Below are 24,557 nucleotides of genomic sequence, written 5' to 3'. Positions count from 1 at the left end.
CACATCAGTGCGCGCTTTAGGCAACGTCAGGGGAAGGAGTGGCGCTTCGCGCGATTACGCTCCCTAGTGTTGCCCGTTGGACCAGAACGCTGAACAGGACGGCGGCGAAGGTGGCGGCGAGCAGCAGGTCTCGGGTCAGCCCCTCAGGCAACGAAAGGGCAAGTGCGATCGAGATTCCGCCGCGCAGCCCTCCCCACCACAGGATGCCGAAGGCGGCCGGCCCGTGCTTGCGGGAGGCCGGCAGCAATCCGGCCAACAGCTTCAGTGCCGCAGCGCGCGCCGCAAGCGTGACCGGAATTGCCGCCACCCCCAGCAATGCATGCGGCACGCCGGGCACGAGTGCGATCATCTCGAGCCCGATCAGCAAGAACAGCACCGAATTCAGCAATTCGTCGACGACTTCCCAGAACTTCACCACATAGTCGCGAGTCACGTCGCTCATGGCATAAGTTACGCCGTGATTGCCGATCAGCAGCCCGGCCACCGCCATTGCCAGCGGGCCGGAGATGTGGAGCGCCGTACAAAGCGCGTAGCCGCCCATCACCACCGCCAGCGTTATCGTCACTTCCAGAGCATATTCGTCCATGGAGCGCATCGCGTGGAAGCCGAGAAAGCCGACCAACAAACCCACCAGCATGCCGCCGCCAGCCTCCAGCGCGAACAGCCGCACGCCCTCTGCCAGCGAGAAATCCTGCCCCGTGACTGCTGCACCCAGCAGGATCGTGAAGACAACAATGCCGACTCCGTCGTTGAACAGACTCTCGCCCGCCACAGTGGCCTGCAAGCCTCGCTCGACTTTTTCCTCCTTGAGCACACCCAACACCGAGACCGGATCGGTGGGCGCGATCAGGGCACCGAAGACGAAGTACCAGATAGGCGCAATCGGCAGTGCCAGCAGATAGCCGATCCCCCACATCGCGGCCCCGACCAGCAAGGTAGAGATAATGACCCCCACCGTTGAGAGCAGCAGCACCGGTAGCCATCCGGCACGCAATCGCTCCAGATCGACATGAAGCGCCCCGGCAAAGAGCAGAAAGCTGAGCATGCCTTCCAGCAATGTCGTGGTGAAATTCATCTCTCCCAGCAGGCGTGCGACAGTATCATCCAGTGTAATGCCCGGGATAAAGGCATCGGCGATCAGCAGCCCTACCGATGCCAGTGCACCCATCACGGTTAAGCCGACCACGTGCGGCAGGCGCACGAAATGATGATTGAACCAGCCAAGCAAGGCGGAGGCGACCACCAGCATCGCGGCGAGATCGAATGGGCTCAATGAGGCGGCGCTCTCATGCATCTGGCAGAGGATAGCCCCCAAGGAGTCTTAATCATACCGCCTTGCAGGCGCGGAGAGAACAATTGGCCGGTCCGAACCTGTTTGACCGAACGCGGTAATTGGGCCGCTTCTGCCCGTTCCGTTCGGGCCCAAGAATTGGGAAAGCTGACATCTGCGAACCAATGATTCCGTTAGCAGCCGCCGACATGGTCGTCATTCTCAAGCCAAATTCTGGCCGTCCGAACCTACCATCCATTCATGACGCCGCGCCATGACGCTCTAATCAAACAAGTGCGGCAGGGTTCGTTTAAAGAACTGGGTGCTGATCAGCATGCCATCATGCACCGAATAGGGCATATCTTCGCGGGGTGCTGCAAATGGCGTGCCGACAATCGCGGTCGGCGCCCTGACGCGCCGGTCGAGTTCGCCGTTGTCTATGATCGCCATGCAAGTTTGTCGCATTTCTTCGTACTGGTGCTCCAACCCAAGCCGGTCGTTCAAAAATCCGACGCGGTCGCTTCGCTCACACAGGGCTGTCAGGATTTCGATCAGCTCAGGGATCGCTATGCCCATCGCGAACATGGAAGCGCGATTACCGGTCAGGAATTCGCGAAATGGCGACGCGAGCAGTATCCACCCGGCCGTCGCCCTGTCCATTTGCGGCTGCTGCACGAGCCATGTGAGAAAGCCATGCTCATCGCCCACATAGGCAAGCGCAGCAATTGCTGCCTCGTGCCAGATCGCAGGATCGGCGCGGGCCTTCACCCAATCGACATCGGCTGCTTTGGTAATGTCGATTTCGTCCGGCAGATCGGCATCCTGACGCAATCTCGGCCTCCAGATTCGCCGCGCTGTAGCGTATATCGACGATATGCAGCCGTTGCCATCTTGACTGCTGCCCCGTTCAAAAACGATAGCTCGCACTCAGTTTCACCGAACGGCCGTACCGGTAGTACCCTTGGGATAGCAGCGGATTGCCGTTCAGGCTGTATGTCTGTTCGGAGTCCAAGAGGTTCTGTCCGTCGAGTGCGATGGTGATCCGGTCGGTGATGTCGTAGGATATGTGGGCCGTCACCCAGGTGATGGCATCGGCCTCTTCGTTATACCCTTCGCCAAGCACGTTGATCGCGGTGGTGAAGCTGTCCGTGTGGTCGGCCGTGAAGGCTATCGACAGCGGGCCCTTCTCGTATAGCAGGCTGAGCGAGTAGACGGACGGCGCGATCCCCTCCAGCGGCCGGACTTGATCGCCGACATAGCTCTTCGACCAGTTGCGGGTGAATTGCCCGCGGACACCGAAGCCGTTATCGAACAGATGCTGCAGGCCGACTTCGATACCCTTCACTTTGGCATAGTCGCCGTTGATTGGACGGATAATGTTGAACAGGTAGCCGGGCACGCCGATATCGACGCCGGGCTCCCAGCTGGTCGTGATCTGGTTCTTGATATGCTTGTAGAAGCCGGCAATGTTGAAGATTGAGCTCGGAGCGAAGTACCATTCAAGCGAGACGTCGAACTGGTCGGCCTGATAGGGTTTCAGGTCCGCGTTTCCGCTATAGACCTGTGTAAATTCGCCCCACGAGACACTCTCGGTCGTGTTGGTCGGGGCGAGGGTCTGCACCGAAGGACGCGCCATCGTGCGGGCGGCGCTGAGACGCAAGCGAAGGTCGTCGATCAGGTTGATGCTCAGATTAGCCGAGGGCAGGAGATAGGTATATTCGCTGTCCTGGGTGATCTCGGAGGGATCGTCGTAGACAGCGGTGTAGTTGAACGGCCCGTTGGCGATGATGTTGAGGATCTGCGCATCCCACGCCTGTGCGGTGGTCTTCGTATTTACTATGCGCAAACCTACGTTACCGCTCCAGCCCGCGCCCGAAAGGTTGGCCTGGAAATACGCCGCCAGCGTGTCTTCCGTGACGCGGTAGCTTTGCAGCGGGTTCCACACCGGGGCGGCTGCCGAGAAATCGTAAGTTCCGCCGCTGGGACGCGGAGTGCCGTCATACTGTTCCAGCGCGGCAAGGTAGCCCGGGATGTCGAAGGACAGAAAAGATCGCGGGAATGTGGCGTCCACTCCGCTCATGAAATTTGGCAGTGACAAGCTACGCGAAATGACGTTGCCGCCCAGGTCCGCGACGTTGATGGCGTTGAAGCCAGAATAATAGTCGGCGCCCCCGGTAAGAGAGTTGTTAACCAGTTCGCGCGCCTTTTCACGGCTGTTGTAGGTGACCCCGAACAGAATCGATTTCAACGTTCCGTTATCGACCGACCAGTCGCCGGCAAAGGACGCACCGGTAATGGTGTCGTCGATATTGTCGCCCGCCAGCGAGAAATAGTGTGTGTTGAAGTCCGCCGGACCGAATGTACCGTCGGCGAGCCCGCTGACCAGATCGCGCCCGTCGTTGAAGGTGACCCGGACATCGGGCACCGCGGAACCGTTGAGCATGAAGCTAGCGGTGTTGGGCTGGTTCATGCGCAGCACGACGTAACTGTCCTGCCCGCCCGAATATCGCGAGGAACTGGAGCGGTATAGGTCGGCCACCAGCGTCAGATTTTCAGTCACCTCCCAGCGGGCATTGGCGCCGTACAGGTCGGTATCCACCACGCGGTAGGAAGTCTGGTTGAGCAGTTCCGGATTCAGGGCCAGCTCCGGATCGGGATTGTTCATGTCGAAGCTGGTGACGATGCCGTCCTGGATTTCCATGGTCGACCAGCGGCCGGGGGCGAACAGCGTGTAGTAGGACTGCTGAAAGCCGACCTGCGGCGAATCCAGCTTCGTCTTGATGCCGTCGAGAGTGAGGGTGAAGCTGTCCGTAGGACGCCATTCAACCTTGGCGGTGAACGCCTGGCGACGCTTTTCTTCCAGGATCGAACCGACGCGGAACTGGCCCAGCCCGATCAAGCCGTATTCGTCTGGGTCGAGCGTTCCGTTGCCATTGGGGTCGATGCTGCCGCCCCAGGCATTGCCCCACAACCAGCTTTCGTCGGTCGGATCGGCGTTCCGCGTCCAGCCGCCGTCGTTACCTGCAACGTCGGTGCGGTCCTTGCGTCGTTCCAGGACCACACCCAGCATCACGCCGATGGTGTCGTTGGCGAAAGTGTCGCTGAGCACGCCGGAGAACTTCACGCCCGCATATTCGGACATCAGATTGTAGTCGCCCTGCAGGCGCACCACGCCGTTGAGGCCGATCTTGTCGAAGGGGCTGGCGGAGCGCAGGTTGACCAAGCCGCCGATCGCGCCTTCCGTTAGGGAAGCCTCCGCCCCCTTAATGACGTCCGCACCGCTGATCACGTCGGACGGCAGAACGTCGTAGGCAAAATCGCGGCTGGCGCCGTCGGTGGCAAGGGTGCGACCGTTGAAGGTGGTCAGCGTGTATTCCGGACCCAGGCCGCGGACGCTGACATACTGGCCTTCGCCTCCGGCAGTGCGGCTGATGGCGACACCGGTGATATGCGCGAGCGAGTCAGCGACGTTGTCGTCCGGGAAAACGCCGAGTTCCAGGGCGCTGATGGAATCCTGCACCGTCGACGCATTCTTCTTCAGATCGACCGAACGAGCGATACTTCCCCGAACGCCGCGGACCACGATGGTGTCCGACGATGTCTCGGCATCAACAGCCTGCTCCTCGTCCGGCGAGATGTCCTGGGCAGCCAAAGGATTTGTGGAAACAAGGGCCGCGACGCTGCAACCTGCGACGGCTATGGCACGAAACTGGCGACACGCTTTCATCTGAAACCCTCCCTGAAACTGCCAGGCTTCGACCGCCTGCGGCAGCGTTCCGCCGTCCGCAAACAGCGTCTTTTTACGTGAAACGAGGGCCCTCACCCTCAATATGTTTCGTTTTGCATCGTAAGCAGCTAATTTTTGGAACGCAAGCACAATATAATGGTAGTTTATCGTCGTGACTCCTAGGCCCACGCTGGTCATCTCGGTGAGCAAGGCACCATTATCGTGCGTTTCCTGAATGGTGCGAAATCATGCTGTATTGCGAAAGATACCGCCAACTCTTACAATCGGCATTCAGACTGAATCACGGGACACAATGACCAAATTACGAGACACCAGCGGTCGGCGGCAGAAGATGATCGCCATGCTCAAGGACCTCGGCAGCATCCAGGTGGCGGAGCTGTCGCGACAGTTCGATGTGTCCTCCCAGACGATTCGCAAGGATCTGGATTTCCTGTGTGAGCGAGGGCTGGCGGAACGGTCGTATGGCGGTGCAATTTCGACCGATGTCATTAGCAACGGCAACGAACCCGCCGTCGAGGCGAAGCAGGTAATCAACGTCGAGGAGAAGCGGCGGATCGGGAAGCGCGCCGCCGAAATGGTCGTGGCAGGCGATTCCATCGTCCTCGATTCCGGCACCACGGCAATGGCGATCGCATCGCACCTGCCCGATCTCGAAGACATCACCGTCGTTACGAACGACTTCAACGTGCTGTCCATACTGGCGCGCAAGGAGCATATCGTCGCGGTAATGCTGGGCGGGCAGATGCGCCGGCGCAACATGGCGTTCTACGGCGGCCAGACCGTCGACGCGCTGGATGCGCTGCACGTCGACAAGCTGTTCCTGGGGGTCGACGGCTTCGACCTGCAGCGCGGCATCACCACGCATTACGAGCCCGAAGCGATGCTCAACCGCAAGATGGTGAGCCGGGCGCGCTCCGTCATCGCGGTTACCGACAGCTCGAAATTTGGACGCACATGCCTGCACAGGATCATCGACGTCAGCGAAATCTCCGCCCTGGTGACCGACACCGACGCGCCCGACTACATCCGCGATGCAGCCAAGACCGTCGGATTCGAGCTCTACGAAGCCTGAGCGAAGGCCGGGAAGACCCGCAGCGCATTTTCATAATAGATCTTGCGGATGACCGAGCGCGGCAGCGCAAGTCCGGGCGTATCCGCTTTGAGCGTATCGACATACTGGCTTTCCGGAGTGGCGAGATAGGTCCAATCTGACCGCCACACCTCCTCGGCCGCCTGGGCGAAGTCTGCTCCGGGATCGATCGGTGGATTCTGAGCCTTCGCCGCATCCGAAAGCGGGCTGAGCGTCAGGTCGGTCGCGTACAGCACGCGGTCCTGATATTTAATCAGAAAGTCGCGCACTCGATCACGGTCGCGGTTCGATTGATACTGCAGATTGCTCATCCTCGCGGCCATGTCGACGACCGCGTTGGGATGGGCATCGAGGAAGGTCGCCAGTTCGTCGACGCTCCACTCGATACTACCGAGATGCGCACCTATCAGCGTCAGGCCGGGATGAGCCTCCACGAAGCGGTCGCGCGCATCCATCAGTTGCCGGTAGCTCGGCATCTCGGGGTGCAGGTACATGTGATATTCGGGGTGCGCCTGAAAATACAGGCGATCGTTTTCGGTGGTCATCTGGTCCAGCGGCAGCCAGCAATTGTAGGGCTCCGCCTGGTGGGCGATCAGCGGCACGCCGCGCTGCTCGATATGCGCCATGACGGTATCGAAGCCGGGATCGTCCAGCATGACCAACTCTCCCTCCCGGTTGCGTTCGACCATGCCGATGTTCTTCCAAACCTTCACGCCGATTGCGCCAGCGGCCAGTTCCCGGTCGATATGGGCGTTGGTTCGGGAGGACCATCCGGCGGTCTCGAACCCGTCCATCGAAAACGTGGTGGTGAATTGGAAAAGCCCAGCATCTTCCGCAAAGTACCGGTGCGCCACTTCGGCTTGGCCGTCGAGCGAGGGGAAGTCGGGATAATCGACGTTGATCGACAGCACCTGGAAGCCGTTGTCCCGCACCAAGGCCAAAAACGACGGGTCGTACATGTTGGCGTGCACATGGGCATCTATCTTGGGGATGCGACCAAAATCGGCTTGGGTATAGGGAATATCCGGCCCCGAAAGGGCCGCGGAAGGGCCGTTCGCAGCCGGCGCGCAACCGGCCAGCGTAATCGACAGAGCGGCGAGCAACAGCGGTTGCTTCAAGTCCGGGTTCCTCATCTCGTCTCCTGCTCGAATGAAAATGAAAGTATAGCCTTGCGTCCGATTTCATTATGTTACATCTGTCTCAGCGAAGAGCAATGGGAAAATCCGGGCGGGGTCGTCCGGCGAGTTGAGCGCTTGGAGGCGAGGAATGGTTCGGAAAACGGGTTTGCGACGTCGGCAGGTACTGTATCTCATGAGCGGCACTTCTGCGGTGCTCGCGGCCGGAGCGATCGCAGCCCCTCCGGTCTTCGCCGCGCCAGTCGCAAACCGCTTCGGCAACGATGCCCTGACCATCGAGATCGACAGCGCCATGCGCACCCGTCTCGTTGTCGGCGGACGCGCCCTGACCAGCTTTTCGGACAGCGAGACGCTGCTGCCTGCCAAGGGGGTGGCGCTCGCTCCGTTCCTACTGACCGACCAGGGTCAGGGTGCATCGAAGGTCGCAGGCCTGTCCGGCAAGACGCACAGCGCCACAGGCGTCAGCGCAGACGGCATCGAGAAGACGGTCGAATTTACCTTCGACCCCGACCGCCCCGGTATTGCGGCCATCGTCGCCATTTATCGCAACATCGGACGCGATCCGGTGTCGCTGCGCGGCTGGCGCAATGCCGCCCATAGCCTGACGCGCGGCCCGCGTGGATTATGGACTTTTGCTGGTTCGTCCCACGCGGACAGGCGCGATTGGATCCAGCCTGCGCCCGCGGGTTTCGAGCAGCGCAACTACATGGGCATGAATGCCTCCGATTATGGCGGGGGCACGCCCGTGGTCGATATCTGGCGACCCGATGCCGGCCTGGCTGTCGGACATCTCGAGCTGACGCCGGAACTGGTCGCGCTGCCTGTGACAAGCACTGGCAGCGAAACGAGCATCGCGCTTGAAAGCGACCAGCCGTTTGAGTTGCTCCCAGGGTCGGAGGTCGCAACACTTACGACCTTCGTCGCTGCGCACACCGGCGATTGTTTCGCTCCACTGGCCGCTTATCGCGAGATAATGGCCGCGCGCGGACTGACAGATGCCTTTGTGCCTGCTTCCGCCTATGAAGCGATGTGGTGCGCGTGGGGCTACGAGCGCAATTTCAACACCGCCCAGGTCGTTGGCACGCTTCCCAAGGTGAAGGAGCTCGGCATCGAATGGGCGGTGCTCGACGACGGCTGGCAGACCGCAGAGGGCGACTGGTATCTGGACCCGGAGAAGTTCCCACGCGGCGATGCCGACATGATCGAATTCGTCGACCAAATCAGGGGCGCTGGCCTGCGCCCCCGCCTCTGGCTCGCACCATTGGCCGTCGACCCCGGCACCGACCTGCTGCACGACCACGCCGACATGCTGCTGCTGGACGAGAACGGCGCGGTCAACGACGTGACATGGTGGAACGCATTCACGCTGTGCCCCGCCTACCAGCCTACCATCGATCATTGCACCGCGCTGGTGCGCAAGATTATCGGCGAGTGGGGATATGAAGGCCTGAAGCTTGACGGGCAGCATTTGAACGGTGTTCCGCCGTGCCACAATCCGGCGCACAACCACGCCTATCCCGAGGAAGCCAGCGAAAAGCTGCCCGCTTTCTGGCAGGCAGTTCACGAGGCGGCGACGTCCATCAATCCGGACGCGATCCTGGAATTCTGCCCCTGCGGCACGTCCTTCGCGTTCCATTCGTTGCCGTACATGAACCAGGTGCCTGCGTCCGATCCGCTGTCCTCCTGGCAAATCCGGACCAAGGGCAAGACGACCAAGGCGCTGATGGGCCGGTCGGCGCCCTACTCCGGCGATCACGTCGAGTTGAGCGACGGGGGCACCGACTTCGCTTCCGCCGTGGGCATCGGCGGCGTGGTATCAACCAAGTTCACCTGGCCGCGCGACACCAACAATCCCAGCGGCGAACTGCCGCCTGGCGGATATGTCCTGACGCCCGACAAGGAGCGCCATTGGCGTAAGTGGATCAGCCTGTACCAGGAGCACGATCTGGCACGCGGCACCTATCGCGGCGAACTGTACGATATCGGTTTCGATCGGCCCGAGACGCATGCCATCGACCAGAACGGCCGGTGCTACTTCGCCTTCTACGCAGACGAGTATTCCGGCCCTGTGGAATTGCGCGGCCTTGCTGCCGGACGTCACCGCGTGACGAATATCGCAAGCGGCAAGGTTATAGGCACCGTCGATGCGGCCACTCCGAACCTGGCCGTGACGTTCAAGAAGCACCTGATCCTTCAGGCCGAACGGGTCGGGGCTTAAACATGACTCAAGTTTCATCCCATGCCGCCGGACGCAGTTGGCTGGTCTACGCCCTCGCTACCGTCGCTCTCTGGGGCGTTTGGGGAGCGATCGCTGGGATATCGGCTGAGCGGGGCTTTCCCGAAACGCTGGTCTACTGCATCTGGGCGCTGACCATGATCCCCCCCGCACTGATCGTGTTGGCAATGTCCGGATGGCGCCTGGACCGTGACGCCCGCTCGATATTCTTCGGATTCACGATCGGCCTTCTCGGCGCGGGCGGACAGCTGGTACTGTTCTATGCCGTGACCCGCGGGCCGCCGTACCTGATCTTTCCGGTCATCTCGCTGTCCCCCATCATCACGATCACGCTGTCGCTGCTGATTTTGAAGGAGCGGACCGGCAAGCTGGGCGTGTTGGGTATCGTACTGGCGCTGATGGCACTGCCGATGTTCGATCTTTCGCTGTCGGGCGAGGTGGGCGGACTTGGCTGGGCGCCGCTGGCGCTGCTGATCATGCTGTGCTGGGGCATGCAGGCGTTCTTCATGAAGCTGGCCAACAACACCATGAGCGCGGAAAGCATCTTCTTCTACATGATGCTCTCGGGCCTTCTGCTGGCGCCTGTCGCCTATGCGATGACCGATTTCACGCAACCGATCAATTACGGAACGGACGGGCCATGGCTAGCGGCAGGCATCCAGATGCTGAACGCCATCGGCGCACTGACGCTGGTCTTCGCCTTCCGATACGGCAAGGCGATCGTCGTTGCGCCCTTGTCGAACGCCGGTGCCCCGTTGGTCACGGCCATGCTCTCCCTGCTGATCCTGGGTGCAGTGCCCGGCCCGCTCAAGATCGTCGGTCTCGTGCTGGCGCTGATCGCCTCCGTCCTGCTGGCGATCGAGCCCGAGGCTGCCGACGAGCCCGAACCCCAAAACGATGGAGACCCCGCATGAACCTGTTGCTTGATCGCGTTGCCCGCCACAAAGCAGGCGAGGAGGTCGGCATCTATTCGGTATGCTCCGCCCATCCGCTGGTGATCGAGAGCACGTTTCGCCATGCACAAATGCACGATGCGCCCTTCGTCCTGATCGAAGCGACCTCCAACCAGGTCAATCAGGATGGCGGCTACACCGGAATGAAGCCGGCGGACTTCCGGGACTACGTTTCGCAGATTGCCGAGCGCGTAGATTATCCGGCCGAGCGCGTTGTGCTGGGCGGCGATCACCTGGGACCCAACGCGTGGACCGCCCTGACCGCGGACGAAGCGATGGAGCGGGCCGATGTACTGATCGACCAGTATGTCCGTGCCGGTTTCGCCAAGATCCATCTTGATTGTTCTATGTCTTGCGCCGACGATCCGATCCCCTTGCCCGAGCAGACGATTGCCGAGCGGGCTGCGCGGCTGTGCGGGGTGGCGGAAGCGGCCCACGCCGATGCCGGGACGCAGGCGCCGGTCTACGTCATCGGGACGGAGGTTCCGGTGCCGGGCGGCGCGACGGAAGATCTGGAGCCGTTGCAGGTGACCTCCCCCGAGGCCGCACGTGGCACCATCGCCATGCACAAGGAGCTGTTCCCGGCCGAGGCCTGGGATCGCGTCATCGCGCTGGTGGTGCAGCCCGGGGTGGAATTCGACCATCACCAGGTGCTGGATTACCGTCCCGAAGCTGCGCAGGAACTCAGCCGCACCCTGAACGATGTTCCCGGCATGGTCTTCGAGGCGCATTCCACTGACTACCAGACCAAAGAGGCGCTGACCGCTCTCGTGCGCGACCATTTCGCCATCCTTAAGGTCGGCCCGGGCGTGACATTTGCGCTGCGCGAAGCGCTGTGGGCTCTCGATGCCATGGAACGCGACATGCTGGGAGAGCGCGCATCGGATTTCCGGCAGCGGGTACTGGAGGTAATGAACGACAAGCCCGGCAATTGGCGAAAATACTATCATTCTAGCGGGGCCGAATTGCAGCTGGACCTGCAGTACAGCCTCAGCGATCGCATCCGCTATTACTGGCCCGATCCGCAGATCTCCGATGCGCAGGAGGAGATGTTCGCCAATCTACGCGCATCCCCGCCGCCGCTGCCGCTGGTCAGCCAGTACCTGCCACACGCCTATGTGGCGCTCCGCAAGGGAACCATCACCAATGATCCGGCCGAACTGGCCATGGCACAGGTCATGGCAACGCTGGATATCTATTTGCAAGCGTCGGACGCTGGAGAAAATGGCGATGCTTAGGCTTGGATACAACGAGCAGGAACTGGAGGAGAAAGGCGCTCTCTGGACTGCCCGCGAGATCGAGCAGCAGCCTGAAATGCTGCTGGAAACCGATGCGATCATGGCGGCAACAAAGGATCGGATCGCAGCCTTCGCAGGCCCGTATCTTTCCGATCCGCTGGCACGCATTATCCTGACCGGCGCGGGTACCTCCGCGTTCATCGGCGAGTGCCTGGCTCCGTTTCTCGACGCGCAGGTTGCGGCGCGAGTGGAAGCCGTGGCGACCACCGACATCGTCAGTTCGCCATTCATCTACCTGCGAAGCAATGCGCCGACCCTGCTGGTGTCCTTTGGCCGGTCCGGGAACAGTCCGGAAAGCAAGGGCGCCATCGAGATCGCCGACAAGCTGGTGGCCGACGTGAGCCACCTCGTCATCACCTGCAACGCTGGCGGCGCGATCGCCAGCCAGGGCAAGAACAACCGGCTGACCGTGCTGCTGCCGGACGCCGCCCACGACCGAAGTTTCGCGATGACATCGAGCTTCACGGCCATGATGTACGCTGCCTGGGCAGCGCTATCTCCCGAGCCGACCGATCCGTCGCGCATTTCGGATGGCTGCGCTAATCTTCTGCAGACGACCGTTCCAATGATGCAGCAACTGGCCAAGGCCCGGTTCGATCGGGTCGTGTACCTCGGCAGCGGCCCCTTTAAGGGACTAGCGCGCGAGGCGGCGCTCAAGCTGATGGAGCTGACGGACGGCAAGATCCTGACCAGCTTCGATTCCCCGCTCGGTTTCCGTCACGGGCCAAAGGCCATGGTGACCGATCGGACGATGGTGATGCTGTTCATGTCGAACGATCCGCTGACGCGGGCATACGACATGGATTTGCGCGCGGAACTCATCGCCGACGGGAACGCAGCGCGGATTGTCACTTTGTCCGCCATCGACGATATCGACGATGCCGTCCTGGTCCCAGGAATGGCGGACGCAAAGGACCCCGAACTGCTCTATCCCTACATCATCCCGCCGCAGGTCTACGGCGTCTTCGCATCGCTCGATGCAGGCCTGACACCCGACAATCCGAATGTGAGCGGGACGGTCAATCGGGTCGTTCAGGGCGTAAGGCTCTATGCATGCGAAACGGTTTGATCGAAGATATCTACCTCGGCGTCGATGGTGGCGGGACCAAGACCGCATTTACCCTGGTCGACAGTTCGGGCAAAGTACTTGCGCAGCATCTGGCGGGGTCGAGCTACTATCCGCAGATCGGTATCGAGAATCTGACCGACATGCTAATTTCGGGGGTCGCCAAAGTCTGCCCCGATCCGGACGCGCTGGGCTTCGCATTTTTTGGCCTGCCGGCATTCGGGGAGGACAGTAGGATCGATCCTCTGATCGCGCAGCTTCCGCTCGACATGCTGGGCCACGATCGCTTCGCCGTCGGCAACGACATGGTATGCGGCTGGGCCGGCTCGCTGGGCGGTCAAGATGGCATCAATATCGTTTCGGGGACTGGGTCGATTGCCTATGGCGAGTGCCGGGGCAAAAGCGCACGAGCCGGCGGCTGGGGCGAGATTTTCAGTGATGAAGGATCCGCATACTGGATCGCGACCCGAGGTCTGCAGCTGTTTTCCCGAATGAGCGACGGCCGATCGCCACGCGGGCCGTTGCTGGAGGCGCTGCGCGATCACTTTGCGTTGCAGGAAGATCTCGACCTTTGCGGGCATGTCATAGGTGCGGCGGGAAATCGCGACAGCATCGCGGCGCTCAGCCAGATCGTCGCTTCGGCGGCGAACGCCGGGGACGAGGCAGCGGCAGATATTTTCCGGGATGCCGCGAATGAACTTGCAGAGATCGTGCACGCGGTGGCGAAGGAGCTGGCCTTCGGGGCGGAGGAGCACATACCTGTATCCTGGTCCGGGGGCGTGTTCCGGTCAGGTGATCTGGTCACCGCGCCTTTTAAGAGAAGGCTGACGAGCATGGATTCCCGCTACCGGTTCGTAAAACCGATCGCCGATCCGACGCTGGGGGCCGCCCTGTACGCGGTACGACGTGCAGCGACCTCGCGCGCCAGGCTTTGCGAAAACGCATCCCCGCTCAACGCGCGAAAGAGCTGACGGCGCACCAAATCAGGCTTGCCGTTCAATCAGCATGGCGAGGCCCTGACCCTTGCCATGCACATGTTGACGAGCGCGCCGGCCAAGGAAGCGCTTCGGTCCGTCCGACATTGCGACCGTCGAAGCTTTAGCAATCCACGGCGAACTTGCGGAGCTCTGCTCTACGGATGACCATCGCTCGCCTTCCGAAACGGATCCTCCCTAGGACGAGCGGCGCATTTGGCTGGAAGAGATCTCCACCTGCGCCTGCCCCGCTGCAGCGCGCCAGCCACAGGCGTGACTGACGAGCATGCTGGGAATCTGTCGCTTACCTGCGGACGCGCTACCTCCGTCCGGTCTGCAAACTCGCGATGTAAGCGTCGATCCGCTCCTCCAGCACATCGAGCGGCAGCGGGCCGCTACCCAGCACAACCTCGTGAAAATCACGAACGTCGAACCTGTCGCCCAGCGCTCGCTCCGCCTTGCGGCGCAGTTCGAGGATCTTCAGCTGCCCTATCTTGTAGCTGGTCGCCTGACCGGGCCAGTTGATGTAGCGCTCGACCTCCTTGACGATGTCGCGTTCCGACAGGAGGGAGTTCTCCTGGAAGTAGCGGATCGCGTCCTCGCGCGACCAGCGCTTGGCGTGAAGCCCGGTGTCGGTCACCAGCCGAACGGCGCGCCAGAGCTCCAAGCTGAGATGGCCGAACTCGGAATAAGGGTCCTGATAGAATCCCATCTCACGGCCCAGTCGCTCGGCATAGAGCCCCCAACCCTCGATGTAGGCTCCATAGAAGCCGAAGCGACGAAACTTGGGTAGCCCCTCCATCTCCATCGCGCGGGCGATCTGGAAGTGATGCCCCGGCGCCCCCTCGTGATAGCTGATGCCTTCGATCTGGGGTTTGAGCACCTGGGTCATGTCAGCAAGATTCACATAATAGATGCCGGGCCGCGAACCGTCCGGCGCGGGCCGGTTGTAGAACGCGACCGAGGCGGTGGCCTCGCGCCACTCCTCCACCGCGCGAACCTCCAGTTCCGCTTCGGGCAGACGGTGAAAGTACTCCGGGGCCTTATCCATCACCTGGGCGATGAAGCCACGCGCATCCTGAAGATATTGCTCGCGGCCTGCCTCGGTGTTCGGATACTTGAACTCCTCCCCAGTCTTGATGTGCTGGAAGAACTGCTGGAGCGTGCCTTCGAAGCCGACCCGCGCCATGATCGCCTCCATCTCGCCATGGATCCGTTCGACCTCGTCGAGACCAATCTGGTGAATCTGATCGGCCGTCAGCTCGGTCGTGGTCGAGTTACGCAGATTGTTCGCATAGTACTCGTCGCCGCGAGGTAACCGCCAGGCGCCGTCATTGCTGGTCGCCTGCGGCTCGACCGCATCCATCGCAGCGAAGAAAATGTCATAGCCGCGCCTGAATGGGCCGGTCAGCGCTTCGCGCGCGGCAGCGATCAGCCGCGCCTTCTCTTCAGGCGGAGCCGAGAGCGCTTCGACTTTGGTGGTAAAGTCGGCAAGCAGTGTGCTGGGAGGGCCGTCTTCGAAAGGCGCGCCTTCCAGCACCTTCTGGGCATCGGCGCGAACCGGGGCGAACACGAACTTGGGCGGCACGATACCTTTGTCCGCCTGCGTGCGGATATTCGACGAGACCTCCGACATCACTCGCTCGACTTCGCGCAGCCGCGACACATATGCTTCGGCATCGGCTACGGTGTCGATCCGGTGCTGGTTGATCAGAAAGGCCGGAATCTCACCTGCGGGACTGCCATTGGTTGAGAAGATGAAATTGTGCCAGCGCCATTCGAGATTGCGCCGGTCACGCTCCACTTCCCGCTCGAACAAGTCGTAAGTGAGCTGGCCTTCGGGGCTGAGCGCCTCATAGTCGACTTCTTTCTTGATGCGCGCCAGGTGCGCTTCGGCGAGGGCTACGTCCCCAAGGCGGTGCGCATCGGTGTGGTCGTCAAGACGTCCGTAATCCTGCTTGATGCCAAGGCTGGTGAGCGCCTCGGGGCTGCGCGCCACGGCCTCGTCGAAGGCCGCATCGACCAAGGCCAGCAGCCGCGCATCCTCGGACGCCTGTGTGGGCGCAGAGCTGGCCGGGAGACCTGATGCCGGGGCAGCAGCGGCGCCGGGCGACGCCGGCGCGGACGCGATCCGGTCCGACGGCACGGTGCAGCCGGCAAGTCCCGCAGTCGCAACAAGCAAGATTGATCTGAGCTTCATGATGATCCTCCGTTGCGGAGCGTTCTCGCAAGTGCCAGCCGATTTGCAACAGACTTGTTCGTCACCTCATTGAGGGACAGGTCTGCCGGCAGATCCCCACTGCCAGGAATTCAGCGGGCGGTGCCGGCGAGGCGAAGATCTTCCATCGGATAGTCGGAGGTTGAGCCAACGCCGCTGGCGAAGCGTTGCAGCACGACCTGGTCACGGCCAGCATGTTTCGCTTCATATAACGCGTGGTCCGCGATGCGGTACAGCCGCTGAAAGTCACAGGCGGGCTGCACTTCGGCGACGCCGACACTGACCGTGACGAGCCTGTCGCCAATCGTCTCGCTGTGATCGCAGGCAGCGATTTCGCGACGCATGCTTTCCGCAAACCGATCCAGTGCAACCCCTTCCATCCCGATCGCGAGCACTCCGAATTCCTCGCCGCCCAGGCGGGCCGCGGCACAGGCTGGACCTTCCCACTGTGCGAGGCGATGCGCGATTGTGCATAGCACTTTGTCGCCCGCCTCATGGCCGTAGATGTCGTTGATCGACTTGAAGCGATCGATATCGACGACGAGCAACGCTGCCGGCAATCGATCCGATCGCGCCCGGTCGAGCAACGACGTTACGTTTTCGATGAAACCGCGACGGTTGGAAAGACCCGTCAACGGGTCGCGCCCCGCCAACTCCCGCGCTTGCGCCTCGGCCGCGCGGGCGCGGTCACGCTCGATGCGCAGGTGTGCCAGGCGGCGCGTCGCCGCAGCGGAAAGCCAGAGCGCTTGCCAGGTCGCGGCAACCAGGATCAGAAGCTTCGACCCGCCGCCCCAGAAGTTGTCATCGACATCGACCAGATTGATAAAGGCGAGGATCGCCATCGGCAGTCCCCAAGACGCTGCAAAATCGCGCGCCTCGGGAGAACCCCGCCGCCAAGCCCAGAGCAGGCAGCTTGCCACCGCAACAAGATCGCCCAAGATGACCAGGCCGAGAAGATCCGCCCAGCGGTCGATATCGCCGCTCTGCATCAATGCGAGCGGAATGCCGGCGACGCCAACGGTTAAACCGAGGCCTAAGGTGGCAACTCTGATGCGGCGCGAAATCCCGCTGCGGTCGAGCCCGGTCACCGCGCTCGCCGTCGCCAACGCAATAGCAAGGCAGGCGAGAAAGGTGCATATCCGCGCCGAAACCGTGCCTGCCATCGAGGGAAGCAAGGCAAGGTGAACCTGCGACCACAGTCCGCCCCATAAGAGCATCGCGGCCGCCCACGCCGCTTGCCAAGCCAAATACTGGCGGCGGACGGCGATGGCGAGCGACAGACTGTAGATGCAGCTGACGAGGAGAAGTGTGAGCGCGGCGCCTACGACGGCGGCCATGCCCGCCGATCGCAAGCCGCTCTGATCTCTCGAAAGCAAATGCGCACGCACCAGTTCGTGGCTAGCCAGCCGATCGAAGCGCATCGTCACCGCTATGAGAGGCACCGAGCGCTCCGGGGCCTCGAACACGATCTGACCGCCGGTGCGCCAGTGCAATCCATAGTTTCCGTGGCGCACCTGCTGCCAGCGCACCGTCCCGTCCGCATAGGAAAAGGCGACGGCAAGCCGGTCGAAGCGCGAATGATGAACCATCAACGCCGCCCCTCCGCGCCCAACCCCGATCTGCCGCAAATCGGTGCGGAGCCATAGACTGCGCTGCTGATAATCGTCGGGGCTTCCGGCGCAGACATAGCGGAGAGCGTTAATCTCGGCATCGCCCTTGCCGAGATCGCTCACGGCATGACACATCGATTCATTGATGCGCAGCGTGGCCGCGCCGGCCGGAGCCGGACCGCAGAGGGCTACCGCGCCCGTTAGCGCAAGCAGCAACCGAACCCACACACGGATCGGGCAATTCCCCACCGATGCCATGGCGAGTATTCTCGCATCCATATCTTGGGAAAACTTTACCGGATGCGCAAAGATCGCCTCTGTTCAAAGAACGACCGGCATTCCAGGTTTGAGCGCGAACATGTCGCGAGACGAGTGCGCCACGCGAAGGACGCTGAATCTGTAGCGGGTTTCAGAGTCAGAAGCTGTGGGGCTGCACCGCGAGGAACGGGAGCAAGCTGACGGTAGCGTCTGCCAAAGGGGATGGCTTATCACTCTTTGCGCTCCAAAGGAGACGTTCCGATTAGTCCGGCGGAGCTGTCGAATGTCCTGACGCTCTCGTGTCCTTCAGCGAGGTCGGAAATAGCTACGGGCTGATCTTCAGCGACGGTGGCAGCTCGGTCGTCTCGACAACTTTCAAACTGTCCACGAAACCTAGTAAGCTTGGCTGCCTTGCCGGCGGTCGTAGCTGAGGCCTGCGCGTGCCGCCATTACCGCAGCCTGCGTTCGGTTGGTCACGTGAATTCGGTCGAGAAGCCCGCGCACGCGAACTTTGACATTGCTTTCCGTGCAGCGCTCGATCCGTGCAATCTCCTTGTTGGACAGACCTTCCGACAGGTAGCGCATGAGCTGCCACTGCTGGTCGTTGAGCGTTGCACCGACGGTGCTTTGCACGGGGGATGACGGGCACGCATCGCAGTGCGCACGGATGCAGAAGCGCCTGCTGCGGGTCGCAAGAACCACCAGGTGCGGCAGTTCACGGCGCGACACCTCGAGCGGCACGGCGCAAGCCGGCATCTGATCGCGCATCAACCGCGTGTAGATGGGGTTATCCCGCTGATCGCTCAACACCAGCCAGTTGTGCGCGCCCACTCCCTTGAGCAGGTCCGCATCCTGCGCGGCAAGGACACCGCGCGTTTCGGGAGCAACATAGAGGCCGACATCGAACCCCACGTCGGTTTCGGGAACAAGTTCACGCAGAGTATCGACGCACCGAACCTCCCGGACCGATCCCTCGAGGCCGTCGACGATAGTTTCACGCAGGAGCCCAGTCGGGCAAACGAGAAGCACCCTGAGAGCTTGAGACATGCTAACCCCCGTTGGCATCAAACATCCACATCGGGGTTCAGCAAGCTGCCTAGCTCAACTGCCCCCATCGAATGCGACCCGTTTGGGTTCTCGTTTTTTTCTAAACCCGCCCACGGCTACAGCGAAACTCTCGCGAACGGACGCGTTCCGCTCCGGGACGGCATGGGCTTTCCAACCCCCGCCATGTGTCTCGCAGTCATTGTCGACACACCGCGGCAACTGCAAAAGCACCTTGCTGGACAGGCGCGTTAAACGCCGTCAAGCAACCAAAGCTAACACCCTCCTTCTAGCAAGGTGATTTCGCGAACAAAAGCGTAAATCACACGCTAAAGATAAAACTAACATCTTAATCGCGCCAACTGCCTCGATTGGTGCTCTTGACATCACAACAAGTGTACGCGCCGGGTCTCATACGACGCGAGTCGGAGTCCTTTGCCCGCTCGTCGTGGTTAAAGCTTTGCCTATGCTTGAGGCGGAGCAATCCTCGTCCTCGGATGATCGTCCCAAACCCGCCTGCCGGGCGGGAGGAGCACGAGGTCGCCGTCGTCGACGGCGGGGACTCTCCATAGTGTGCAACAGCTAGTTGGAGAACCTACCATGAAGACGTTTGCTAAACTCGCCGCCTGCGTCGCCGTCCCCGCCCTGTTCGCTGCAACCCCCGCCATGGCGCAGGATTCGGAATCCTACACCGTGGCGCTTTCCGGGTCGGTCGCGAGCAACTGCGAGCTCGTTCCCGAAGGCAGCGGCAGCTACAATGTCGACATGCTCGACACCGGCAACCAGGGCGTGCTCACGATCCTCTACTCGTGCAACTCGCCTTACACCGTGTCGCTGCAATCGCTGAACGGCGGCATGCGCCATAACGAGAGCTCGGGCGCCGTTCTTATCGACTACGACGTCGAAGCGAGCTTCCTCGGTCTGGGAATCGGCGCGACGACGACCAACTCCGCGTCGATGCAAGCCACGCCTGTCGTGATCGTGACGAACAATGACTGGCAGAACATCCTCACGAACGGAGGGACCCGCACGGGCAACCTCGACCTTTCGTTCGACTCGCTGTCCGAATACGCGGTGGCCGGTACGTACGAGGATGAACTGACCATCACGCTCGCCGCGAACTACTGACCCCCTGGCCCTTCGTGGGCCACGACCGGGAGGGCAAAACCCTCCCGGTCATTCTTTTCTCTTGCTCGTCACGCGGGAGTCCGGGGATGACATCGATGCGTAAAAGGCTTGCAGCGCTCCTGACGCTTGCCGCACTGATCTGGTCCGCGCCCGCCGCGGCCTACGACCTCAGGCCGATCGTGGTACAGTTGTCGCCGACAGGCGCCGGATCGGGCCAGACCCTCGTCATTACGAATTCGCATGAGGTTCCAATCGCCATCGAGGTGCGCGCATATCGGCGCCAGCAGATGCCCAATGGTGAGGACACTCTCACGCCCGAGGACGAGGATCTGCTGATCTATCCTCCGCAGATGGTAATACCGCCGCGGACGAGCCAAAGCTTCAAGGTGCAATGGGTCGGCGATCCTGCGCCTGCGCGCGAATTGGCGTATCGCATCGTAACCGAGCAATTGCCGATCAAGCTCACGCAGGAGATCGAGGCCGGCAGCAACGCCGATATCACCGTTCGCTACCGCTACGAAGCTGCGCTCTACGTTATGCCCAGCAATGCGGAGCCAGCCGCCCGCCTCATCTCGATCACGCGCGTAACCGGCGAGGATGGATCCGAGCAACTGGAGCTGCGCATAGCTTCCGAGGGTACGATGCGCGCTATTCTGGAGACCCCACGGGTCACGATCAGGGGCGCCTCGGGCGAATCCATGGTTCTTTCGGGCGAGCAGGTTCAGCCGCTCGATGCCCTCAATGTCCTTCCGGGCGCTGAGCGGGTCGTCCGGATCGCCGCTCCGCCCGGCCTGTCCTCCGGCCCGCTGACCGGCGAACTGGACACTCGCTACGTCGTCCTTCAGTGATCGGTGCGCGCCGATGCGGTCCGCTCCTCCCGCAATTTTCCGGTTGATCGTGATCGGCGCGCTCTACGCACAGCCTTCGCTCGCACAGGGAGACGCCCCTTCCCCGCCGGCACCAGCGGACGGCCAGGAAGCTGCATCTTCTTCAGGAGACGTCGTACCCCCTACCTCTCCGCCCAGCGCCGCAGACCCGGCAGAGATGGATGCCGACGCCTTGTTCCGCCAGGTCTTCGGCAAGGAGCGCCCACCCCTCGCCGCAGGCAACTACAGCGTGATCGTCGATCAGGTGAATGTCGGCGAGTATGAGATAACGCCGGGCCCCGCGAATGACGGCACCGTGGCCACGGCTCTCTTGCGGGCAGCCTTGATCCCGGTCGCCCTGAGCGACACTGCCGCACGTCTCCAGAACCTCGCGCAGCAGCCGGTGGTGCGCTTCTCGGATCTGCGCGATCTCGGTTTCGCAGTGCACTTTGATCCGGGGCAGCTCGTCCTGCGCATCACGATACCGCCCGAGCAGCGGACCGCCCGTGACCTGTTGCTGCGCGGAGCGAGACGCCGCGCAAACCTGGAGTACGTGCCGCAGGCGGACGTCTCGGCCTATATCTCGGCGCGCGCCGGGATCGATCTGATCGAGGATTCCACGAACCGTGACAAAGGGTTCAGCGGATTTGCCTCCGACATAGACGTCGGCGCCAACGTCATGGGTCTCGCTGCCCAGGCACGGTTCCGCTATGACGAGCGCCGGGACCGGGAGTTCAGCCGGCGCGATGTGCGGCTGACGTACGACGATCTTGAGAATTTGATCCGCTTCGAGGCAGGCGACCTCAGCGTCGCCAGACGCCCCTATCAGCTGGCGCCGAGGATTGGCGGGTTGGCCGTATTCCGCGAATTTCCCATCGATCCCTATCGCAATATCCGGCCAACCGCCGAACAGGGCTTCCAACTCGACGAGCCCGCCCGCGTCGAAGTCGTCCTCAACGGCGCGCCCGTGCGCACGTTCACCTTGGGCGCGGGACGATACAACCTGCGCGATCTGCCTCTCGTGCCGTCTGCCGCCAACGATATCGAGTTGCGCATCACGTACGCCAGCGGGCGCACCGAAATTCTCTTGTTTCCGGCATTCTACGATATCGAGTTGCTCGAACCGGGCCTGGTCGATTTCGCGGTGAACGTCGGCTTTCCCTACCGTGACGAGAACGGCATACGCACGTACGACGATGGCAATTACAACGTGCTGGCTTATGTTCGCAAAGGCCTCACTCCCACGCTCACCGCCGGCCTGAACTGGGAAGGCGACGAGCACTTCGACACCGTAGGAGGCGAAGTCATCTGGGCCTCGCCTGTCGGTTCGCTCGCAATCAACGCAGCCACCAATGTCCGCGCCCCGTCGCTCGACAGTTCGCGCGCCTCTCTTCAGTACGCGTGGAGGGACTCCGACCCCGTACGCGGTCGAGCCATCGACGCTCAGGTCATCGTGTCGGGACGAGACTATCGGACGCTCAACCAGCTGTTCGGCAGTTCCATCATGCGCATGTCGGCACAGGCACGTATTGGCCAGATGATCTCACCCGTTACGCGCGCCCAACTTTACGGCGGTTACGACGACGCGCGCGAGTTCGGTGAACGGTACTACTTTGGCGGCTCCCTTTCACGCCAGTTCGGGTTCGGGTCGGTCGCATTTGGGGCGGAGTATCAAAAGGATACGGAAAGAAAGGGGCTTGTGGTGCGCGCCTCCCTCTCGATGCCGATTGGGAAAGGAACGGCAAGCGCGAGCTACACAAGCGAGGACAATGCAGCGCGTGTCGAATACAATCGTCTGGCTTCCCTGGGCGTGGGCGCGATGGGCTTCAGCGCCGGCGCGGAAAGACGCGACGACTACGACCGGCAATACGCGCGCCTGAACTACATCGGCAACCGGTTCGAAGCCGGCATCGAGCAGGTGCGCGCAGCCTCCGATGGCGGCCAGCGCGAGCTCCACACCGGCTTCACGTTCGGCACATCGCTGGTGATGGCGGACGGCGCGTTCGCTGTGGGCAGGCCGATCAGCAACAGCTTTGCCATCGTCTCTGTCGACGAACGGGCGGCCGACTACCGCATCGCGGTCGAGCCTCGCCGCGGCTTCGGCTCGACCAAGACGCTCTACTCCGCCTACAGCGGCGCCCTCGGACCCGCGGTGGTCCCGTCCTTGCCGCCCTACTTCAACCGCACACTCGAAGTGGATGCGCCGGAAGCGCCTGCTGGCACGTCCCTGGATGGTCAGGTGTTCGCTATCCGGCCGGGGTACCGCAGCGGGTATCGGCTCCAGGTCGGCAGCGGCTCCAATGTCTCCGCCGTCGGTACGCTGGTGGGCCGCGGCGGCACGCCCCTGGCATTCGCCACGGGCGAAGCGCGGCGCGTCAAGGCAGAACCCGACGAGCGGTCACTGCAACTATTCACCAACGCCGGAGGGCGCTTTTTCCTCGAAGGAGCCATGGCCGGTGAGACTTACGAGCTCACGATCCGCCTTGGCGATACCACACTCGAGACAACGCTCATCATCCCGCCCGACATCGTCGGCATTCACCGGATCGAGGATCCGATCGCGTTCGATGTCGCGGCCCCGTCAGAAGGAACCGACCTATGACACTCAAATCGCCGAATGTGCGTGCGGGTCTTGTGGCCTGCGCACTCGTCGCGTCACCCGCATTGGCCGAGGATTTGCCGTTCGACGCTACCTGCCGCCTCGAAATGGAGGTCGACAGCGCAATTTCCTGGCACGGACCCTTCGGCCGAGGATACGAGGTGTTCGCCCCCGATGAGACGATCGAGGTCGCTACCGTGTCGATCAGGCACGAAGGCGGGCCCTGTCGCTACTTCCTCACAGCCGCCCCGAACGAAGCGAGCGACAACACGCTGCACGGTCCTGAGGGTAGCCTACGGTTCGACATCCTGCGGCAACCCAGTGGCCCGTCCCTGCTCTCCCCCGATTACACGGGCAACCAATTCTCCCGCCTGCCCGGCCAATTCGGGGCCGGGGTCGGCGCACAAGAAGCCATGTTGTATGTGACGATCCCGCCTGGACAATTCGTGGCTGGTGGCACGTATTCGGGCCAATCGATCTTGCGTCTGTTCCGCGACGATCCGGCTGGTCCGGAGCTTGCCGATCAAGCGCCGGTTAGCGTCGTCGCCCCCGTCGCTGCCGTCCTCGAGGTGGACAGCATGGAGGCCGGCACCGGATCCAATGCGATGAGCGTGGATCTAGGCGATCTGACTGCCGGCGTCGACCGCACCCTGGATTTCACGGTCCGCAGCAACGCGCCGGTTGCCGCACGGTTTGACTCGGCTAATCGGGGCATGCTCGCCCATCATGCCAGAGCGCCCGGCATTGCGTATCACCTGTCTGTTGGCGGTATGCAGGTCGATCTCCAGAATGCGCTGGCGACCTATCAGATCGGTACGCCCGGCTCGGCCCAGTTGCCCGTGCCGTTGCGTATCACGGTTCCCGCCAATGTGAACGCCGCCGCCGGCAATTACCAAGATACGCTGACGGTCGTGTTCATCGTGGACGGTTGACGCGCCGCGCCGCAGCGCGGCCGAAGCGCCCCCCCTCGCGCCAAGGCTGAAAGGGACAAGTATGCGACCAGGCGCCTCGCGATTTGCCCGCTGCGGGCGGGCGGGGTGGGCCTGTCGATCTCGCATACGAT

At 62.1% G+C, this 24,557-nt stretch carries 17 protein-coding genes and 1 pseudogene; 11 read left to right on the top strand and 7 right to left on the bottom strand.

The features are described from left to right. Positions 1–16: 16 nt before the first annotated feature. The 3 genes from D2V04_RS09975 to D2V04_RS09965 form a co-directional block, all read right to left on the bottom strand. The gene (locus D2V04_RS09975) at positions 17–1,294 is read right to left on the bottom strand and encodes a cation:proton antiporter (protein ID WP_119513520.1); all 1,278 of its coding nucleotides are present in this window, start codon (positions 1,292–1,294) and stop codon (positions 17–19) included. A 258-nt stretch (positions 1,295–1,552) separates the two neighbouring features. Beyond that, the gene (locus D2V04_RS09970; RefSeq protein ID WP_119513519.1) at positions 1,553–2,101 is read right to left on the bottom strand and encodes a hypothetical protein; all 549 of its coding nucleotides are present in this window, start codon (positions 2,099–2,101) and stop codon (positions 1,553–1,555) included. A 76-nt stretch (positions 2,102–2,177) separates the two neighbouring features. Further along, positions 2,178–5,207 (bottom strand): TonB-dependent receptor, encoded by a 3,030-nt coding sequence (locus tag D2V04_RS09965; protein WP_228766359.1) that lies wholly within the window; start codon positions 5,205–5,207, stop codon positions 2,178–2,180. A 103-nt stretch (positions 5,208–5,310) separates the two neighbouring features. Between D2V04_RS09965 and agaR the strand changes: the two genes are divergently transcribed. Next, entirely contained in the window at positions 5,311–6,090 is a 780-nt protein-coding gene (gene agaR / locus D2V04_RS09960; protein ID WP_119513518.1) for a transcriptional repressor AgaR, read from the top strand. On the opposite strand, the gene D2V04_RS09955 is transcribed toward agaR, so the two are convergent. After that, entirely contained in the window at positions 6,078–7,226 is a 1,149-nt protein-coding gene (locus D2V04_RS09955) for an amidohydrolase family protein (RefSeq protein WP_228766358.1), read from the bottom strand. The genes agaR and D2V04_RS09955 overlap by 13 nt on opposite strands. A gap of 388 nt (positions 7,227–7,614) precedes the next feature. Here D2V04_RS09955 and D2V04_RS09950 point away from each other — a divergent pair, with 388 nt between their 5' ends. Genes D2V04_RS09950 through D2V04_RS09930 form a run of 5 tightly spaced genes read left to right on the top strand, consistent with a single transcriptional unit; the run spans position 7,615 to position 13,768 of the window. Continuing rightward, positions 7,615–9,462 (top strand): glycoside hydrolase family 36 protein, encoded by a 1,848-nt coding sequence (locus tag D2V04_RS09950; RefSeq protein ID WP_228766357.1) that lies wholly within the window; start codon positions 7,615–7,617, stop codon positions 9,460–9,462. Positions 9,463–9,464: 2 nt separating this feature from the next. Further along, positions 9,465–10,394 (top strand): DMT family transporter, encoded by a 930-nt coding sequence (locus D2V04_RS09945; RefSeq protein ID WP_119513515.1) that lies wholly within the window; start codon positions 9,465–9,467, stop codon positions 10,392–10,394. Further along, entirely contained in the window at positions 10,391–11,671 is a 1,281-nt protein-coding gene (locus D2V04_RS09940; RefSeq protein ID WP_119513514.1) for a D-tagatose-bisphosphate aldolase, class II, non-catalytic subunit, read from the top strand. The genes D2V04_RS09945 and D2V04_RS09940 overlap by 4 nt, the downstream gene beginning before the upstream one ends. Further along, positions 11,658–12,800, top strand: a complete 1,143-nt coding sequence (locus D2V04_RS09935) for an SIS domain-containing protein (RefSeq protein ID WP_228766356.1) — start codon at positions 11,658–11,660, stop codon at positions 12,798–12,800. Before D2V04_RS09940 ends, D2V04_RS09935 begins: the two co-directional genes overlap by 14 nt. After that, complete coding sequence (locus D2V04_RS09930) at positions 12,785–13,768, top strand: N-acetylglucosamine kinase (RefSeq protein ID WP_119513513.1); 984 nt, start codon at positions 12,785–12,787, stop codon at positions 13,766–13,768. Before D2V04_RS09935 ends, D2V04_RS09930 begins: the two co-directional genes overlap by 16 nt. A gap of 322 nt (positions 13,769–14,090) precedes the next feature. On the opposite strand, the gene D2V04_RS09925 is transcribed toward D2V04_RS09930, so the two are convergent. Together D2V04_RS09925 and D2V04_RS09920 are read right to left on the bottom strand one after the other, a co-directional pair. Further along, positions 14,091–15,971 carry a DUF885 domain-containing protein gene (locus D2V04_RS09925; RefSeq protein ID WP_119513512.1) on the bottom strand — a complete coding sequence of 627 codons (1,881 nt, stop codon included), beginning with the start codon at positions 15,969–15,971 and terminating at the stop codon, positions 14,091–14,093. 110 nt (positions 15,972–16,081) lie between these two features. Further along, positions 16,082–17,815 carry a GGDEF domain-containing protein gene (locus D2V04_RS09920; RefSeq protein ID WP_228766355.1) on the bottom strand — a complete coding sequence of 578 codons (1,734 nt, stop codon included), beginning with the start codon at positions 17,813–17,815 and terminating at the stop codon, positions 16,082–16,084. A gap of 332 nt (positions 17,816–18,147) precedes the next feature. Between D2V04_RS09920 and D2V04_RS18430 the strand changes: the two are divergent. Beyond that, positions 18,148–18,288: pseudogene (locus D2V04_RS18430) on the top strand (hypothetical protein); the annotation flags it as partial. Here the strand turns inward: D2V04_RS18430 and D2V04_RS09915 are convergent. Beyond that, positions 18,251–18,769 carry a helix-turn-helix transcriptional regulator gene (locus D2V04_RS09915; protein WP_182849727.1) on the bottom strand — a complete coding sequence of 173 codons (519 nt, stop codon included), beginning with the start codon at positions 18,767–18,769 and terminating at the stop codon, positions 18,251–18,253. The pseudogene D2V04_RS18430 and the gene D2V04_RS09915 sit on opposite strands and share 38 nt — an antisense overlap. 732 nt (positions 18,770–19,501) lie before the next feature. On the opposite strand from D2V04_RS09915, the gene D2V04_RS09910 reads away from it, so the two are divergent. From D2V04_RS09910 to D2V04_RS09895, 4 genes are all read left to right on the top strand, one after another. Next, positions 19,502–20,029: a hypothetical protein gene (locus D2V04_RS09910; protein ID WP_119513509.1), complete on the top strand. Its 528-nt coding sequence runs from the start codon at positions 19,502–19,504 to the stop codon at positions 20,027–20,029. 95 nt (positions 20,030–20,124) lie between these two features. Beyond that, a complete protein-coding gene (locus D2V04_RS09905) occupies positions 20,125–20,877 on the top strand; it encodes a fimbrial biogenesis chaperone (RefSeq protein ID WP_182849726.1) in 753 nt (250 codons plus the stop codon). A 13-nt stretch (positions 20,878–20,890) separates the two neighbouring features. Continuing rightward, positions 20,891–23,497 (top strand): fimbrial biogenesis outer membrane usher protein, encoded by a 2,607-nt coding sequence (locus D2V04_RS09900; protein ID WP_182849725.1) that lies wholly within the window; start codon positions 20,891–20,893, stop codon positions 23,495–23,497. Next, the gene (locus D2V04_RS09895; protein ID WP_147391808.1) at positions 23,494–24,426 is read left to right on the top strand and encodes a Csu type fimbrial protein; all 933 of its coding nucleotides are present in this window, start codon (positions 23,494–23,496) and stop codon (positions 24,424–24,426) included. Before D2V04_RS09900 ends, D2V04_RS09895 begins: the two co-directional genes overlap by 4 nt. The last annotated feature ends 131 nt before the right edge of the window (positions 24,427–24,557 follow it).

Origin of the sequence: Pelagerythrobacter aerophilus, assembly GCF_003581645.1 — a bacterium.
Classification (GTDB): Bacteria; Pseudomonadota; Alphaproteobacteria; order Sphingomonadales; family Sphingomonadaceae; genus Pelagerythrobacter; species Pelagerythrobacter aerophilus.
Note: the sequence above shows the minus strand (reverse complement) of the source record. Positions and strands in the feature narration are given on the sequence as shown.